Genomic DNA, 16,363 nt, shown 5'->3' on the forward strand with positions numbered 1-16,363 from the left:
TTATTTCAATTTTTTAAGTTTCTCTTTCAGAGTAGATACACCAAGTCCGGCTTTCTCCTCAAGAAATTCTATTCCATTTCGATGAACCGGCGGACGCTCGGGATCAACAACGAAAATTGGAACTCCATCTTGAGTATAATGAACCAATCCGGCAGCCGGATATACATTGAGCGAAGTACCGACCACCACAAAAATATCGGCTTTCTTTACCAGTGGCATGGCCTCATCCATAGCCGGAACCATTTCGCCAAACCACACAATATGTGGCCGAAGCTGAAAGCCCTCTTCACAGGTGTCGCCAAACTTCAACTCCCAGCCATCTAAATCATAAATTAAGTCATCGTAACGTGTACTTCTCACCTTTTTTAATTCGCCATGTAAGTGCAGTACTTTCGAACTTCCCGCCCGCTCATGCAAATCGTCAATATTCTGAGTAATAATTTGCACGTCAAAATCGGCTTCCAGCTCTGCTAAACCAACATGTCCCGGATTTGGTTCGCATTCGTATAGCTGCTTTCGCCGATCGTTGTAAAATTTCATAACCAATTCCGGATTTCTGTGCCATGCCTCTGGAGTGGCCACCTCTGTGACATCATATTCTTCCCATAAGCCTCCCATATCCCGAAAAGTACGAATCCCACTTTCCTGGCTCATCCCGGCACCGGTCAATATCACTAATCTCTTTTTCATGAATATCGCGTTTTTTGTTTTAAAGATAATTTATTCAAGCTGAAAAACGAAAGGTAGTACTCTTCGCATCCGCGTAATTCGAAATCCAATTACTTTTCAACAGGCCTCATCAATTCAACTCTATTTTCCTACTTTTGTGGCTATGATCGACCAGTCAACAGTTGACCGCATAATGGATGCCGCAGAGATTACAGAAGTAGTCTCGGAGTTTGTAAGTTTAAAGCGGCGGGGAACCAATCAGCTTGGGTTATGTCCGTTTCACAACGAGAAAACTCCATCGTTTATGGTATCTCCTGCCAAAGGCATTTTTAAGTGTTTTGGCTGCGGGAAAGGAGGCAATTCGGTTAACTTTATCATGGAGCACGAATCCCTTTCGTACCCTGAAGCGTTGAAGTGGCTGGCCAAAAAATACCACATTGATGTCAAAGAAGAGGAAGAAACGGAAGCACAGAAGCAGCTCAAAGACGAGCGCGAAAGTATGATGATTGTTTCGGCCTTTGCTCAGAAGTATTTTACTCGATTTGTGTGGGAAGAAAATGAGGGCCGAACTATTGGGCTCAGCTATTTGCGCGAGCGGCAATTGCAGGATAACATCATTAAAAAGTTTGAGCTGGGCTATTGCCCGGATGGGAAAGATAAGTTTACCCAAGCGGCACAAAGACAAGGATACCAGATGGAATTCCTCGAAAAAACGGGGCTGACTATCAAACGCGACGATTGGGTGCGCGACCGCTTTGCCGGCCGGGTGATGTTTCCGATTCATAACGTAGCCGGCCGCGTGATAGCCTTTGGTGGGCGAACACTGAAGGATGATAAGAAAATAGCCAAATACCTGAACTCGCCGGAGTCGGACATTTATCACAAAAGCCGGGTGTTGTACGGTATCTTTCAGGCCAAGCGTGAAATTACCAAGCAAGACAAGTGCTATTTGGTTGAAGGATACACCGATGTGTTGGCCTTTCATCAGGCGGGGATTGAAAATGTGGTTGCCTCGTCGGGAACGGCACTAACGCCTGACCAAATTCGATTAATCAAGCGTTTTTCACCCAATATAACCATTATTTACGATGGTGACGAAGCCGGAATTAAGGCCTCACTTCGGGGAATTGACCTGGTGCTGGAAGAAGGGTTGAATGTCAAAGTACTGCTACTTCCCCAGGGTGAAGATCCGGACTCGTTTTCCAGATCGATGAGCTCCACGGAACTTCAGGAATACATCGATAAAAACCAAACGGACTTCATTCGTTTCAAAACAAATCTGTTATTGAAAGATGCTGATAACGACCCGGTAAGCAAAGCACGACTGATCAACAATATTGTCCATTCTATATCGGTAGTTCCCGACGCAATTACCCGATCGTTATACATCAAAGAATGCAGTAGCTTAATGGATGTTGAAGAAAATATCTTGTATACCGAAATGCGTAAGATGATGCAAAAAGAGTCGGAGGAGGTTCGACGGAAGGAATACCGGGATAAAGCAGCCCAACAACGACAACCCGCGCCACCTCCTACTCCAAAGGTTATCAAAAATCTGTGCGAAATTGAAGAACGAGAGATTTTGCGAATATTGATGAAATACTTTCACACTGAAGTTTTTGAAGAAGAAGGCGAAAACCCCGAAGAAAAGTTCTCTATTTCAGTTGGACATTTTGTGCTCAGCGAACTGGAGAATGATGGTCTGTATTCAGATAACGAACTGATCAATCAATTTCTGGACTTTTTCAGGGAAAATCTGGATAACAAGAAATTTAATCCAAGCCAGTTTTTTACCCATCACCAGGATCAGCGAATCAGTCAAATGGCCAGTGATTTGATTTCAGAAAAATACACCGAAAGTAAACGTTGGACGAGAGGTGGTGCTTTTGTTGAAGCCGAAGATGAAATTCTGGATTTACTGGTTCCGAAAATCGTTCAGGAATATAAACTGCGAAAGGTGAAAAACATGCTTTCGGATCTGGAAAAAGGCATCCAGCTGGCAGCAACTGAGAACGACATGGAGAAAGTCATGACGATTCAGAACCAATATCTCAACCTAAAGAAAGTGGAAAAACACCTTTCCATTCAACTTGGAAACCGAACGATTACCCGTTAACGAAAAGATATGAGAACCCTGTTTATTGAAAATCGAGAAGAGATCGACGAAGTAATAAGAGCGTGCAAAACCTGTTTTGTTGCCATGTCTGATAATGACCACCCGTATGTATTGCCGATGAATTTCGCCTTGGAGAATGACACCATCATCTTGCATTCGGCACAGGAAGGCCGCATGTGGGAGACGATAAAAAAAAATCCGAACATCTGCATTAACTGGACATTGGGCGAAGAACTTGCCTGGCAAGACGTGAGTGTTGGATGCAGCTATCGTGTTAAATCAAAATCGGTGGTTGTTGAAGGAGAAATTGAAATTGTTGACGATTACGATGAAAAATACCGACTGCTCAAGGTTGTAATGGCTCAATACAGCGACCGCGAATTTAAGTTTAGTAAGCCCGCGGTTGTCAATGTCGGCATTATGAAAGTGCATATTAAAGACATTAAAGGAAAGGTTTTTGGAGCCAAAGCAGTAACTCCCTGGAACTCCTAAGAGTTATCTCCTTTTTGGAGTCTCATTCGATGTAATTCCTCAACGTCTAGCTTATCCTTTGCCCTTCCGGTGTTGATCTTACTTTTGATTAGATCATCAAACGACAGTACTTGATAAGTTAAATCATCCTTATCAACTTTCTCGCTGTCGGCAAAAGCTTCTTTAAACGTTTTCCCGGGACTGAAATTGGTTATCAATTCAATTTCAATCAAAGGGCTTATTTTGATTGAGATATTTTGGACCCCCTGTTTTACGAGATCAGGAAATTTACTGATAGAGATTCTTTAATGAAATCAATTATTCTTTGAGGGTAATTCTGTAGTAAGTTCATTCGATGATAAAGTTATTTTTTAAATGATTTGGGTGAACTTCTTTTATATCAAACAAATGCATTTCGCAGCACAAGTGAAGAAAAAAAATAAACCGCTCGTGAGAACTTCGCATCTGCGATTCTCTCATTCTCCGCCGATTAGAATCTTCTTTGGTTTCAAAAAATATACTTTTTTCGTCATTCATATTCTAAAATTAGAAAATAATCACCATTCTACAATATCATCAATTTTCACAGATTCTTTAATGTTTTATCTTTAGGCAAAATTACGCTATGATTTTTGTGACAGGAGGCACCGGATTGGTTGGATCACATTTGCTGTTTAACCTGCTGAGTTCAGGAAAAAAGGTGCGCGTTTTAAAACGCCCGACCAGCAATGTTAAATGGGTGAAGAAAGTTTTTTCGTACTACAGCGATCAGTCCGAAGAACTATTTAGCCAAATTGAGTGGGTCGAAGGAGACATTCTGGATTACCACAGTCTGGAAAATTTACTTGTTGGAGCTACTGAAGTCTATCATTGTGCAGCTATCGTATCTTTTCATGCCAACGACCGCGACAGTATGCTCAATAATAACGTAAAAGGAACCGCTAACCTGATTAATGCAGCCATTCACAATAAGGTTAGAAAGTTTGGCCATATCAGCTCTATTGCAGCCTTAGGAAGAACGCAGGATGGTAGCGAAATAAACGAAGAAACCTATTGGATACCGTCGAAACAAAAATCGGGCTATAGCCTGAGCAAGTTTTTTTCAGAGATGGAGGTTTGGCGCGGCATCGAAGAAGGACTTGACGCTGTAATTGTGAACCCATCGATAATTCTCGGTCCGGGAAACTGGGATATTGGCAGCCCCAAGCTTTTTCAAGCAATTGGGAAAGGATTAAAATATTACACCAAAGGAGAAACCGGATTTGTTGATGTTCGTGATGTTGCTGCAGCAATGGTTCAGCTCATGGACGACAGCAATTTTAACAGGACTAAAAACCAACGTTTCATCCTGAATGCCGGCAATATGAGTTATCAGAATTTTTTCAATAAAATAGCTGACAGTTTGCAAAAGCCCCGCCCAAGAACTTTTGCTTCCGATATGATTTTACAAGTTGCCTGGCGTGCTGCGCGGGTAGCCAGTTTTTTCTCGGGAAAACGCCCGCAAATTACAAAAGAAGCGATATCCGGATCTAACCGGATCAACCGTTACAACGGGAATAAAATTCAAGAAACAATTGATTTTCATTACCGCGATCTGGATACGACCATTGCTGACATTGCACATCTTTTTCAGAAAGATATTATATAAAAAACGGGTGCTTAGTTAAGCACCCGTTTTTTTATATATCGATTTGATCAATCTTACTATTCGACTTCCTTCCAAACCAAAGCACTGGCACCAACAATTGCGGCGTCTCCGAGTCTTAATTCTGAAGGTAAAACTTTAATCTTACCATTAAAGATTGGCAATAAATGTTCCTCCAGGCTGGCTTTTGCTGGTTTAAAAATGTAATCACCAGCTGCAGTTGGGCCACCGAATAAGAAAATAGCTTCAGGACTCAAGTGATGAACGGTATCCGCCAGTCCTTGTCCCAACCATTTTCCGGTTTGCTCAAAAACCTCTAAGGCAACCTTATCTCCTTTCTCTGCAGCATCAAAAATCATTTTAGAATTCAACTCATTAAACGATTTATCAGCCAACAAGCTATCTGTGGCATTGTCGCGAGCCATAATCTCAAAAGCCGTACGCTTCATGCCTGGTGCAGAACAATAGGCTTCCAAATGCCCCTTTGCAGTACAACCGCACAAACGACCGCCCGGTATTAAGGTTGTGTGTCCGCACTCTCCTGCGAAACCATCATGTCCGTAAACCAAGTCGCCATTAACAACCACGCCACTTCCCACTCCGGTTCCAAGTGTGTACATGACAAAGTTTTTCATGCCTTTGGCTCCACCATAAATCATTTCGCCGATAGCTGCTGCGTTCGCATCATTAGTCAGCGCTAAAGCTTTCATTTCGGGGAAACTTTTACGCATAAGTTCAACAAAATGAACAACTCCTTTAAAAGAAAGATTTGGAGCATATTCAATCGTCCCGTTGTAATAATTACCATTTGGAGCACCGATACCAATTCCTAAAATTTCGATATCGTCATTCATCAGTTTCACCGACTTAATCAACTCTTGAATCGCAATCGTTAACTCATTGATATATTTATCAATATCTCCGTGCGATGGTGTTAAAATTGAGTCTTTAACCATAACCTGACCCTTATTGTCAACCACACCAATTGCCGTATTTGTTCCACCAATATCAACACCTATTGTTACTTTTTTCATCTCATTATAATTTTAAATTTTTATTATCTCCAGCAACTACTTACTCAACCGGAATATCTGTATTAATGTTTTTGCTTCCAATAACTGCATAAAATAACAGATATCCGAAACAAACCACAATCAACCAGTAGCTCGCCTGATAATCAGCCACATCAGCCAACCATCCTTGAATTGCGGGAAGAATACCTCCACCAGCTACGAGCACCATAAAAATTCCTGAAGCAGCAGCTAAATATTTACCGAGTCCTTCAACCGCAAGGTTAAAGATACTTCCCCACATGATTGAGGTGCAAAGTCCGACCAAGGCTATGAATAAGAATTTAATTGGAACAGGAACAAGGCCAAAACTCAAACCCGCGGTTCCTGATTGAAATGCCGGCATTGAGATCATTGTTCCCTCCGGCCAGAAAATTGCCAACACAATCAAAACGATTCCAAGAAATGAAGTAAAACCTAACATCTTTCTACTGGAAACAGTGCTTCCAACTGCAGCACCAGTCAAACGACCAACCAACATCAACAGCCAGTAAAATCCGACAATTCCGCCGGCGATTCCAGCTCCAATTCCTAATCCCGGCGTATCTCTACCGTCAATAATTCTGTTTGAACTTTCGTAAGCTATTTCACTGACAACTTGCATCCGATATCCGTCAACGCTGGCATTTTTAACATCAAGAGCTGTGATTTCTTCAAGATAAGCTGCATCGGATTGCTGTTTCTCATATTCAGCAATAATTGTTTCAGCCTGTTCTTCAGTAGGAGTTGTCATGTATAAGTTGGCAATCCCTGGAGTTCCAACCTCAATACCTACATATACAAAAATACCAATGGCTCCCAAAACAAAATGGCGGAATTTTAAAGCTCCGGACATAAGTCCGCCCAGTGCCTCTTTAGGTTGGTCGGCATGTGGTTCAGGAATTCGTGTTAATCGAAGAATAAAAAATACCAGAGCAAAAACAGCCATGGCAATGTACAGGATCGGATATACATCGGGAATAGAAGCCTTTGTTGCTTCACCAATAAGAATACCTACAAATACCGGGGTAAATGTGGCCATAACTGAGTTGAAAGAACCACCCACCTGGATAAGCTGGTTTCCCTTGTTACCTTCTCCTCCAAGTTTATTTAGCATCGGGTTTACTACAATGTTTAACAAACACATGGAGAATCCCGCAATGAAGGCACCGAGTAAATACACGGCAAAACTTTCAGCGTGTCCTGACAAGTATTGAATGCCGACCCCTACGAACCCAACCGCGACAGCAATAAGTGCCGTTTTCTTATATCCGACTTTTTGAAGTAAAATACCACCGGGAATACCCATAACAGCATAGGCGATAAAGTTTGCCAGATTTCCAAGCATTCCCAAACTATTAGAAACATTGAACTGATTTTTCAGTACGATACCCATCGGTGCTGCCAAGTTGGTAACAAATGAGATCATACCAAAAAGTAAAATCATCATAAAAATTGGCACTACATAATTCTTCTTACTCTCTTGCATAATTAAGTTAATTAAGGATAGTTTTAAATTATTTATTATTATTTAAGGTAATTTCTGTTTATTAACGGAGCTATGGGAGAATTTAGACTTAAAAGAACCAGAAAATCCGGAATTATAAACAATAGCATAAAAATAAGTTGTGCTAAAACGCAGTTTATTAATCGGTTCCATCATGTATTATTTTAGGTTTATTTAAAAAGCATCCCAATGCTCTGTGATTTAGGCAGAGCAAATTTAAAAATTTAAATTGTTTTTCCGGATCAGGATATCCTGTTTCTCCTAATTTAGGTTCAATCCAAACATGTTGTAAAACTATTTCTCAACATTCAATCATGTTGTTTCAATGGATTTTAATATTGCGACTATTGACGCAAGAGCAAATCCGACAGGCTATCAGCGTGTTGCACATGCAACACACCACTGCATAAAAATTATTTGCATCGTTAATCGTGGTTTGAGAAGTAGTCAAATTTGGATAAATTGCAAGAGATAAAAAAATCAAATGGATAAATTGAACAAAGAAGAAATTCGAGTCAGAATTCTGAGGGAAATTGAAAAAACCCGCCAATACATTATTGACTACAAAGAAAACACCCAACCCATTACTCCTGAGAATGCGATCGGTCGAATTTCCAGAATGGATGCCATCAACAATAAAAGTGTTGCAGAAGCGGCTTTGCGGAAAGCAGAAGAAAAACTCTTCAAACTCAACAATGTATTAACAAAAGTTGACGAAGAGAATTTCGGACTGTGTGCCCGCTGCAAACAAGCTATTCCTTTGGGTCGTCTTCTGATGATGCCTCAAAGTTTGTATTGTGTTCAATGTTCTCATTAAGTCCAACCGGATTCGCCGCATCCTGATAGGGAGATGTAATTTTTCGTCCACCGTATTCAAAACGTTCATTCATAATATTCAGGATTTCATTAGCGCTGGATTCAACCGGTTTGCTTGATACGTGAATGACCGTAAAACCACCCTTTTTGAATACAAATGAAGCGTTCCGAATTTCGTTTTTTACCAACTTTTCGTCGGTGTATTTTGAGCTGTCATGACGCGGTAAACTTTTTAATCGCTTTATTCGGTGGGCAATCAGGTGTTGCGGGCTAATATGTAAACCAAATACCCTTTTCGGATCAACCTCAAATAACTCCCGGGGTGGCTTAATTCCATTCACCAGAGGAACGTTTGCTACTTTCCATCCATACATCGACAGGTACACACTCAACGGTGTTTTCCCCGATCGCGAGACTCCGCACAAAATAATTTCAGCCTTGTTTAAGCGCTCCGGACTCATTCCATCATCCTGATTCAACGTAAACTCAATCGCATCAATACGATCGAAGTACCGCTGGTTAATCTCGCGAAAAAGGCCGGGTGATTTCAACGAAGGAATGCCCAATGTGCTATCCAGATAATCGGCCAGCTCACCCATAAAATCAATCTGCTTGACACCCTCTTCCTTTGCTTGTCTGATCAGGCTCTTTCTTAAGTCGGAATTAACCATCGTATGGGTAATCAAACCTCCGTTCTTTTTTGCCTTAGATACAATCTCCTTCAACTTTTTTTCGTCCGACACATTAGGAACAATAATAACCGGAACATCGTTGTTCGGATATTGAATCAGAATTGACTGAACCATGTTGTTTCCGGCTAATCCTTTCCCTCCCGACACGACATAAATGGGTTTTGTTTTTTCCTTTTTTTCTCGTTCTTCCACGTTCTTTACACTTTATACTTTGTTTCCAATAAGATAAAATAAAACTTCTATAAAAAGAGCCAGAAAGTTTTAAAACATAAAAGGAGAGAGAAGAATCAAAAACTCATTATCACTTTGCAAGCAATTCATTATACTTTCCCATCTTGTTTCCTGATACGAGATGGACATGATCAATGAACTTGTCGCCTGGTTGATTCCATCCTTTTCCACTAAACAATTGATGGTTTTGCGAATCCTAACAACCGGATCGGTTTTCTAGGGCTTAGTAGGCATCGAGTTAAATACGCTTTAGAAGCTGATCAATACCATTTTCAAAAAAGGACTTGACTCCAACGTATTGTTCATTCGCAGTTGGCTGACTAAGGGTTTCACTCAACGGTAAAACGGCGCCATTCCAATCGGGAGTCATCCATTTTCCATTGGGTAATTCTTTTAATCCGTCCGTAAGGTTATTCGATTTTTCAGACGAAAAACTTAGGTAGAAATAGGGCTCATCAACCATACCGTCGGGAATAGCCCAGCCAAGCCCGATGGTTTTCGAAGCTTCTCCCTTTTCATTTTGTGCCAGCGTGGCAAAAGTACCGGTATCAAAATGATGAGGCCAGATACGCACCGGTTCAACAATTGAAAAGGTAGCGGCAAATTCTTTCATGATCAGCTCTGCATTATGCCGATATCGGATGCTTTCGTCAACCATTTCAGCCAAATGAGCATGACTACAGAAACCATCTTTCAGCAAATCCATATCGAGTTCGTAGGGCTGTTTCGTTTTTAACTCGCTAACGTCTACTCCCAGTTTTTGAAGTTCAGTTTTTAGTTCAAAGAATGAAGTTTCAAATGATCTCCCTACCAGTGAAATTTCACTGAGCAGTGATAAATTCTCATCCAGAACCTGGAGTTTTAATTGGTGTAGTTGCAGGCCAACGAACATTCCACGAGGCAATTGACTTCCCAGAAAAATTTGCTTTTGGGGAACATACTGCATGTTAATATTACTTTTGTCGGGCTTCTCGGGAATGAGATATCGGCCAACCAAGGCGATAAATTGAACTGCAATGTGTTGCCGATGGAGGTTCTTTTTTAAATCATCATTAAAGGAGATGGATAGCTTTTGCCAACTGTCTGTTTGTTCCATAATTTCGAGCTTAAATTTTTTGCCAAAGTGAGTCCACAAAGTAATTCCGATTATCGGTAAAATTTTCTACCACTTTAAATCCATGATTCTGAGCCAGCGTTTCAATACCCTGGTAATCGAATTTTTGAGAAAGTTCCATGAAAATAGTCTCCCATGGATTGAAATGAAAATCTGTATCCAGGTCGCCAACCGACACTGTTTGTTTCGTTTTGGAGACCAAGTAACTTTTCACTTTTCCTGTTTCCGGATTGTATTCGGTATGATGCTCAAAATTGGCTGGATTGAAATTGGCATTGAGTTCTTTATTCAGCCGTAGCAAATGGTTGAGGTTGAATTTTTCGGTGTGTCCGTGGGAATCATTGTATGCGTTCATAATCACATCGGGTGATTTTTTCAGATCGAAACCGATGAGTACCCGGTCTCCCTGATGACAGAGACCGGAGAGTTGACTGAAAAAGAGATCAATCTCCTCTTCAGAAAAATTTCCAATGTTTGAACCTAAAAATAAAATAACCTTGCGTAAGCCGGAGTGGCCATTTAACTTTTTCACTTCCTGAAAATAGTCGCCGGTTTGGGCGCTGACATTCAACAACGGAAGTTCTTTTTTCAAGCTGTTTACCAGTTCCACATTGGCTTTGTGGCTGATGTCTATCGGAATGTAACGAAAGCTAACCGAACTTTCCATGAGGAATTGTAACAGGACTTTTGTTTTCAATCCATCGCCAGATCCTAATTCGATCAAATCAAATCCTTGAACACCATCTTTAAACGCATTGGTAATTTGCTTTCTGTGCGTTGAGAAAATTTCAAATTCACAATCAGTGAGGTAATATTCCGGCATTTGCATAATGTCCTGAAAAATGGAACTTCCCTGATCATCGTAAAAATATTTTGACAGAAGGTATTTCGGACTTGCAGAAAGGCCGTTTAGCGTGTCAGTACCAATTTCGGAAATAAGTGTCTGTTGTTCCATGGATTAAGAATAAATTTCAGCATTGCTGTTTTCAGGTATTCCTGTTTCATACGGATTCTCCGGATCATTGCTCCATTCGAACCAACCACCGTCGAATACCGAAACACGAGGCCAGCCCATCAGCCAGGCATTAAACCAAGCTTCGCTACCGCGCCATCCGGTACCACAATAAAAGGCCAGATGTTTATCCGGGGTAATGCCAACCTGTTCCCAAATCTTCGCTACTTCATGAAATTCGCGAGTTGTATGATCCACGTGGCGATAGTTTTCCATGTGATAGGCATCGGAACCGCAGTTGCCAAAAATAGCTCCGGGAATACGGCCCTTTTTTTCGATATAATTGTAACCGCTTACTTCGCCAATATACTCGGGCCAACTTCTAACGCAAACCAAATCGGCCGTTGAAGAGGCTAGCATTTCTTTCGCTTCAGGAGTGTCAACAGCAAGTTCAGACTTTACAGGAATATTTACCCCGAAATTTTCAACCGGAGTTTTGGGAACATCATCAGTGGCGATTTCGTATGCCGCATCTTCCCAGGATTGAAATCCACCATTTAACACCCGAACATCTTTCACGCCTGCATACATCATGATGAAGGCATTGCGGATGGCTCCGATGTCGCCGGCTGCGCTCCCCGGAAATTCATCATCATTATCGGGAAACATGAATTTCCCGTAGGAAATAACCAGTGTGTCTGACGTTATTCCATGCTTAAGCAACGCTTGCTCCAATTCTTCCGGTGATCGGCGATTCCAGGTTTCCGTGGCTTCAAGGGCAAGTGTATCCATATCGATCGCCCCCGGAATGTGACCACTCAAATAAGCATCACGGTTGCGATAATGAGCATGAACAATGACCACTTTTTTCCCTTCGTACTCCAATGGTCTTTCGCCTGAAATGATTTTGTTTACAAAACTGGCGGGCACTAAATTTTCGAAACGTGGAAGAAAATCCATCGGTAATTCAGTGTTTGGCGACCACTCATCCTGAAAATGATTGTAAATTTTAATTTGATTGTACCCAGACTTTTGAAAGCGGGTTGCGATCTCTTCCATTTTATCTTTGGAATAGCCATACAACACAATTTCATGTTCGGGTAAAATTCCTTTCGACCGGACTATTTCAATCCAATCAATATAATTACCCCACTTAGCAGGCAGAGTTTTTGCACCTTTGATGTGACCACCTCGCGGTTCATTTTGAAGCGGCCAACCGTTATAGGCATCAACCGGACGGATGTCAATAAATTTTGCTTTGGGAGATGACAATAAAGCCACCAACTCATCTGTCGATATTTCAGTAAACATAGATTTATTACTCATTTAGATTGCTTTCGTTTATAACAAACAACAAAATGTATTTGAGTTGGTTTATATGTTTATTTGACCTTAATCACTGATCACTTGTACACCTTTCCAAAGTGCGACACACCTTTTGATGCTGTTTGCTATGCCGAAGGGCTCCGCATCGTGATTTTCCTTACCATCAATTACCCGGTCATCGTAAGATGTGGTTCCGTTCCAGTAGCAAGCCGTCTGAGTGTCACTATCTTTTAAATATTCTTTGTTTAATGATTCCAATGGGAAATGCCTGTTTCCTTCCACATTGACGATGTCCTGACTTTCAGCGATTGCTTTCCGTTTCAGGTTGATCTCATTGCACTATTTGTTGATGTCAACTCACAATCATAGTCGTCAGTAGCTTCATAGCGCGACAAGGATGGACCAATCTAGCTATGTGAGAATTGACAGACTGTTTGTTTAACTGAGGAGATGCTCCACCTAGTCAGTGCAACTAACACGATTAATTTCTTTGTCATAGTTAACCGTGAAGTAAAACGTACTTCCTTTCCCGACCTCTGATTCTACCCAGATAGTTCCACCCATCTTATCCAGATATCCCTTGCAAATTGCCAGCCCTAGTCCGGATCCTTCGTATTTTCTTGTCAGATTCAAATCGGCCTGTATAAAGCGCTCAAAAATCGCGTCAATCTTCTCTTCCGGAATGCCATTTCCTGTATCAGACACATAGCATTTTACCTGATTTTGCTCCAGTTCAAAACCAAAACTTACCTTTCCCTGGTTGGTAAACTTAATGGCATTGTTTATGAGGTTTGTTAGAATCGAATTCAGTTTATTTCTATCTGTTTTTACTCTTGTGCTTTGCAGGTCCTCCGAAATACTCAGAGAAATATCCAAGCCTTTTTTTCTCGCAATTAGTTCAAAAAAATTAAATTGAAATTCAAAAACTCCAGCGAGCCTAAATTCTTCAATAACAAGAGGAATGTCTCCTGCTTCAATCTTAGAATATTCGATTAGATCATTTATCGTATCCAGAAGTCGTTCACCACTTTCATTAATAACCTTCGAAAATTCAGCTCTATCATCATCATTTAAGTCGGGCATTTGTATCAGCTCGATAAAGCCAAGGATACTATTCATTGGAGTTCTGATTTCATGACTCATATTGGCCAGGAATGCCGACTTCAGTCGATCAGATTGCTCAGCCTTTTCTTTCGATTCTTTTAAATCACTAATCATTTGTTTAGTCGCTGTAATATCTTCTTTTATTGCCAGATAGTTGAGTGTTTTTCCATTTTTGTCTTTTATAGGAGAAATGCGTGCACTTTCCCAATACAAATCTCCATTCTTCTTTTTATCACAAAACTCACCTTGCCAACTCTTACCTGATAATAAGGTATTCCACAAATTCTTGTAAAATTGAGAATCGTGACAGCCCGATGATAACATGTTCGTTTTTTCCCCGATTACTTCTTCTTGAGTATACCCGCTAACCTTTTGAAACGCCGAATTCACATATTCAATCCTTCCTTTCAGGTCTGTTACGACTATGCCTACAGGGCTCTGTTCAATAGCTTCGCTGAGTCTCAAGTTTCGCTGTTCTTGTTTAATTCGATCAGTAATATCCTGTATTGTTCCATACAGTCGGACAACCTTTCCATCTTCTTTCTCCGCCAGCCCAATTGTCCGAACCCATTTTTCTTCACCTTTTTCGCTAATAAAAGGAGTTTCCAAATCGAAGGGCTTACCGGTATCTACTGCTTGTTTTAAGACTTGTTTAATTGTCTTTTGTGTTTTTAATGGATAATTTTTCAAACCCTCAATTCCTTTCGGAGGTTCATCATCAACAGGCAATCCATAGATCCGCTTAGCTTCAGTTGAGTAATAGGGTTTCATGGTTGCAAGATCAAGTTCCCAACCTCCAATTTTCGCTATTCGCCCTGTTTCATTTAGTAGCTTTTCTCTTCTTATTTGTTCCTTTTCAAGCCTTTTTTGCTCTGTTATATCCCTGAATTCAACAACTCTTACTTTTTTGCTTTTGTAATGAATCATTCTTCCTTCTAATCTCACCGGGTATCGTTCACCATTCTTTTTAACAGCGATTACCTCATATGATTCTTCATACCCTCCAATAATATTATTCATGACTAACTCCCGGGCTTCCTCAGCAATTAGCAATAAACCGTTCATGCCAACCAATTCTTCATGCGAATAGCCCGAAAGTTTTGAAAGTCCGAAATTACAATCCAGAATAACGCCTTTATCGTGAATGGCTATTCCCCCAAATGATGCATCATGCAATGCCTTAAAACGATGAGCATTTTGCTTGGCTAATTTTTTTGCTTCTTTTAATTTCTTGTTCTTTCGTTTCAGTTTGTCCTGCGCGTTTTTAAGAGCAGTCACATCTTTAAAAATAGCTACTATTTCGCCGCTTGGTAACTTATAAATTGAGTTTTCGCGCCACCTGCCCTCCACACTACCTGAATAATAAATAGGATCAAGATGAGCTTCTTCGCCTGTTTCGTATACTTTTCTGATTGCAATAAATAAAGGTGACTCTTCCATGTTGGGGAATCGTTCAGAAAGCTTTTTGCCAATAATACTGTCTTTCGAGGTACTTGTTATTTTTTCAGCTGATGAATTAAAATCGACAAAAACAAAATCGTTGCCATCGTCTATCGGTCGATACACCGCAACTCCCGATGGAAGATGCTCAGCTAGCTCCCGGTATCGTTCTTCGTTTTCTTTTAATTGTTGTTTTATCTTTTTGCTTTCGGTAATGTCCTTCGTAACACCAACAATTCTTACTGCGCTTCCGTGTTTATAACCCTTCCCTATTGTTTCGAACCATGAAATTTCCCCAGTACCTTTTTTTATCTCATAAACAATTGAATATTCTTTCTCCTGATTTTGTAATGCTTTTGAAATAACGACATTTACATTTTCCATATATTCTGGCAGAACATATGAGAAATACGTATCGAAACTATTGTTTATTGTACCTTGGGGAAGTACCAGAAGCTCGTCGGCAACATCTGAAATATACGAATGCACTACCTCGCCGGTATCAGTATTCCATTCTCCCATCCAGATAATATCAGGCAGGCTTTTGGTAATCTGTTCAAATTCATGATTTGCCTGAGCTAATAGTTGTTTGGTATGAATCTTTTCTGTCAGTTGATTTACATAGACGTAGAGTAGTTCCGCAATTTTCCGGAATTTGGACTCACTCATAACAGTAACTTCACGATAAGCACGAATGAACCTTCCTCGATCAACCCCGATTTCATCGGCATAACTGGCAATGTTGTCTTCTTCAAAATCGTCTCCTTTAACTTGCCCAATTAACCAGTTTGCAATATGTTTACCCCCAACTTTTACACTCACTCCGGCGTCCCATAATCCGGCACTCAAGCATCTCCGAACAGTTGGTCCATCGGCATTGTAGTGTCCAATAACAGAATCTGATCGAAAACAATTACGAGCTCCTTTTTCTGTTTGCCGGATCACATCCGAACATAAGCTGGAAAAATTAGAAGCTTGTGTAATCGGAGTCCCATCAGGATAAGTTATTATCGAGGCAATCTGGTGCACCTCTGCAAATAAGTCTTGTAGCTTTTGTAGCTCTGCGATTTCGAAAAACTCGCTGATATTAATTTGCTCCTTTGCCGTCGTCCCGCTATTTTCCGATTCCATGCAATTGCCAGATTAACTATTTTTAATTTCTGCTGCTGCCATTAAAAGTAAATAAATAACTTGAAGAGAAGAGCACTCGTTGGTGGTTTTTTTTTGAACT

The 16,363-nt window shown here is 40.7% G+C and carries 14 protein-coding genes; 4 read left to right on the forward strand and 10 right to left on the reverse strand.

Going from position 1 to position 16,363, the window contains the following annotated elements; all coding sequences use genetic code 11:
• Positions 1-690, reverse strand: a complete 690-nt coding sequence (locus GR929_RS10785) for an SIR2 family NAD-dependent protein deacylase (RefSeq protein WP_159519636.1) — start codon at positions 688-690, stop codon at positions 1-3.
• A 142-nt stretch (positions 691-832) separates the two neighbouring features.
• Here GR929_RS10785 and dnaG point away from each other — a divergent pair, with 142 nt between their 5' ends.
• Both dnaG and GR929_RS10795 read left to right on the forward strand, forming a co-directional pair.
• Positions 833-2,785 carry a DNA primase gene (gene dnaG, locus GR929_RS10790; protein ID WP_159519638.1) on the forward strand — a complete coding sequence of 651 codons (1,953 nt, stop codon included), beginning with the start codon at positions 833-835 and terminating at the stop codon, positions 2,783-2,785.
• A 9-nt stretch (positions 2,786-2,794) separates the two neighbouring features.
• The gene (locus GR929_RS10795; protein WP_159519640.1) at positions 2,795-3,277 is read left to right on the forward strand and encodes a pyridoxamine 5'-phosphate oxidase family protein; all 483 of its coding nucleotides are present in this window, start codon (positions 2,795-2,797) and stop codon (positions 3,275-3,277) included.
• Here the strand turns inward: GR929_RS10795 and GR929_RS10800 are convergent.
• Positions 3,274-3,489, reverse strand: a complete 216-nt coding sequence (locus GR929_RS10800) for a hypothetical protein (RefSeq protein ID WP_159519642.1) — start codon at positions 3,487-3,489, stop codon at positions 3,274-3,276. The genes GR929_RS10795 and GR929_RS10800 overlap by 4 nt on opposite strands.
• A 392-nt stretch (positions 3,490-3,881) precedes the next feature.
• Here GR929_RS10800 and GR929_RS10805 point away from each other — a divergent pair, with 392 nt between their 5' ends.
• On the forward strand, positions 3,882-4,904 hold the full coding sequence (locus GR929_RS10805) for an NAD-dependent epimerase/dehydratase family protein (RefSeq protein ID WP_159519644.1): 1,023 nt from the start codon (positions 3,882-3,884) through the stop codon (positions 4,902-4,904).
• Positions 4,905-4,960: 56 nt separating this feature from the next.
• Here GR929_RS10805 and GR929_RS10810 read toward each other — a convergent pair whose 3' ends face one another.
• Complete coding sequence (locus GR929_RS10810) at positions 4,961-5,935, reverse strand: ROK family protein (RefSeq protein ID WP_159519646.1); 975 nt, start codon at positions 5,933-5,935, stop codon at positions 4,961-4,963.
• Between the two features lie 40 nt (positions 5,936-5,975).
• Complete coding sequence (locus GR929_RS21775; protein ID WP_201300971.1) at positions 5,976-7,439, reverse strand: MFS transporter; 1,464 nt, start codon at positions 7,437-7,439, stop codon at positions 5,976-5,978.
• Between the two features lie 502 nt (positions 7,440-7,941).
• Between GR929_RS21775 and GR929_RS10820 the strand changes: the two genes are divergently transcribed.
• Positions 7,942-8,274: a TraR/DksA family transcriptional regulator gene (locus GR929_RS10820; protein WP_201300972.1), complete on the forward strand. Its 333-nt coding sequence runs from the start codon at positions 7,942-7,944 to the stop codon at positions 8,272-8,274.
• On the opposite strand, the gene GR929_RS10825 is transcribed toward GR929_RS10820, so the two are convergent.
• From GR929_RS10825 to GR929_RS10850, 6 genes are all read right to left on the reverse strand, one after another.
• Positions 8,210-9,157, reverse strand: coding sequence for a pyruvate, water dikinase regulatory protein (locus GR929_RS10825; protein WP_159519648.1), 948 nt, complete (start codon positions 9,155-9,157; stop codon positions 8,210-8,212). The genes GR929_RS10820 and GR929_RS10825 overlap by 65 nt on opposite strands.
• A gap of 277 nt (positions 9,158-9,434) precedes the next feature.
• Complete coding sequence (locus GR929_RS10830) at positions 9,435-10,292, reverse strand: hypothetical protein (RefSeq protein ID WP_159519650.1); 858 nt, start codon at positions 10,290-10,292, stop codon at positions 9,435-9,437.
• A 10-nt stretch (positions 10,293-10,302) separates the two neighbouring features.
• The gene (locus GR929_RS10835) at positions 10,303-11,265 is read right to left on the reverse strand and encodes an L-histidine N(alpha)-methyltransferase (protein WP_159519652.1); all 963 of its coding nucleotides are present in this window, start codon (positions 11,263-11,265) and stop codon (positions 10,303-10,305) included.
• A 3-nt stretch (positions 11,266-11,268) separates the two neighbouring features.
• Positions 11,269-12,588: a rhodanese-like domain-containing protein gene (locus tag GR929_RS10840; RefSeq protein WP_235934269.1), complete on the reverse strand. Its 1,320-nt coding sequence runs from the start codon at positions 12,586-12,588 to the stop codon at positions 11,269-11,271.
• Positions 12,589-12,654: 66 nt separating this feature from the next.
• Entirely contained in the window at positions 12,655-12,918 is a 264-nt protein-coding gene (locus GR929_RS10845) for a DUF427 domain-containing protein (protein WP_159519926.1), read from the reverse strand.
• A 129-nt stretch (positions 12,919-13,047) separates the two neighbouring features.
• Positions 13,048-16,263, reverse strand: a complete 3,216-nt coding sequence (locus GR929_RS10850; RefSeq protein ID WP_159519654.1) for a PAS domain S-box protein — start codon at positions 16,261-16,263, stop codon at positions 13,048-13,050.
• Positions 16,264-16,363: the final 100 nt, after the last annotated feature.

Origin of the sequence: Sunxiuqinia indica, assembly GCF_009847015.1 — a bacterium.
Classification (GTDB): Bacteria; Bacteroidota; Bacteroidia; order Bacteroidales; family Prolixibacteraceae; genus Sunxiuqinia; species Sunxiuqinia indica.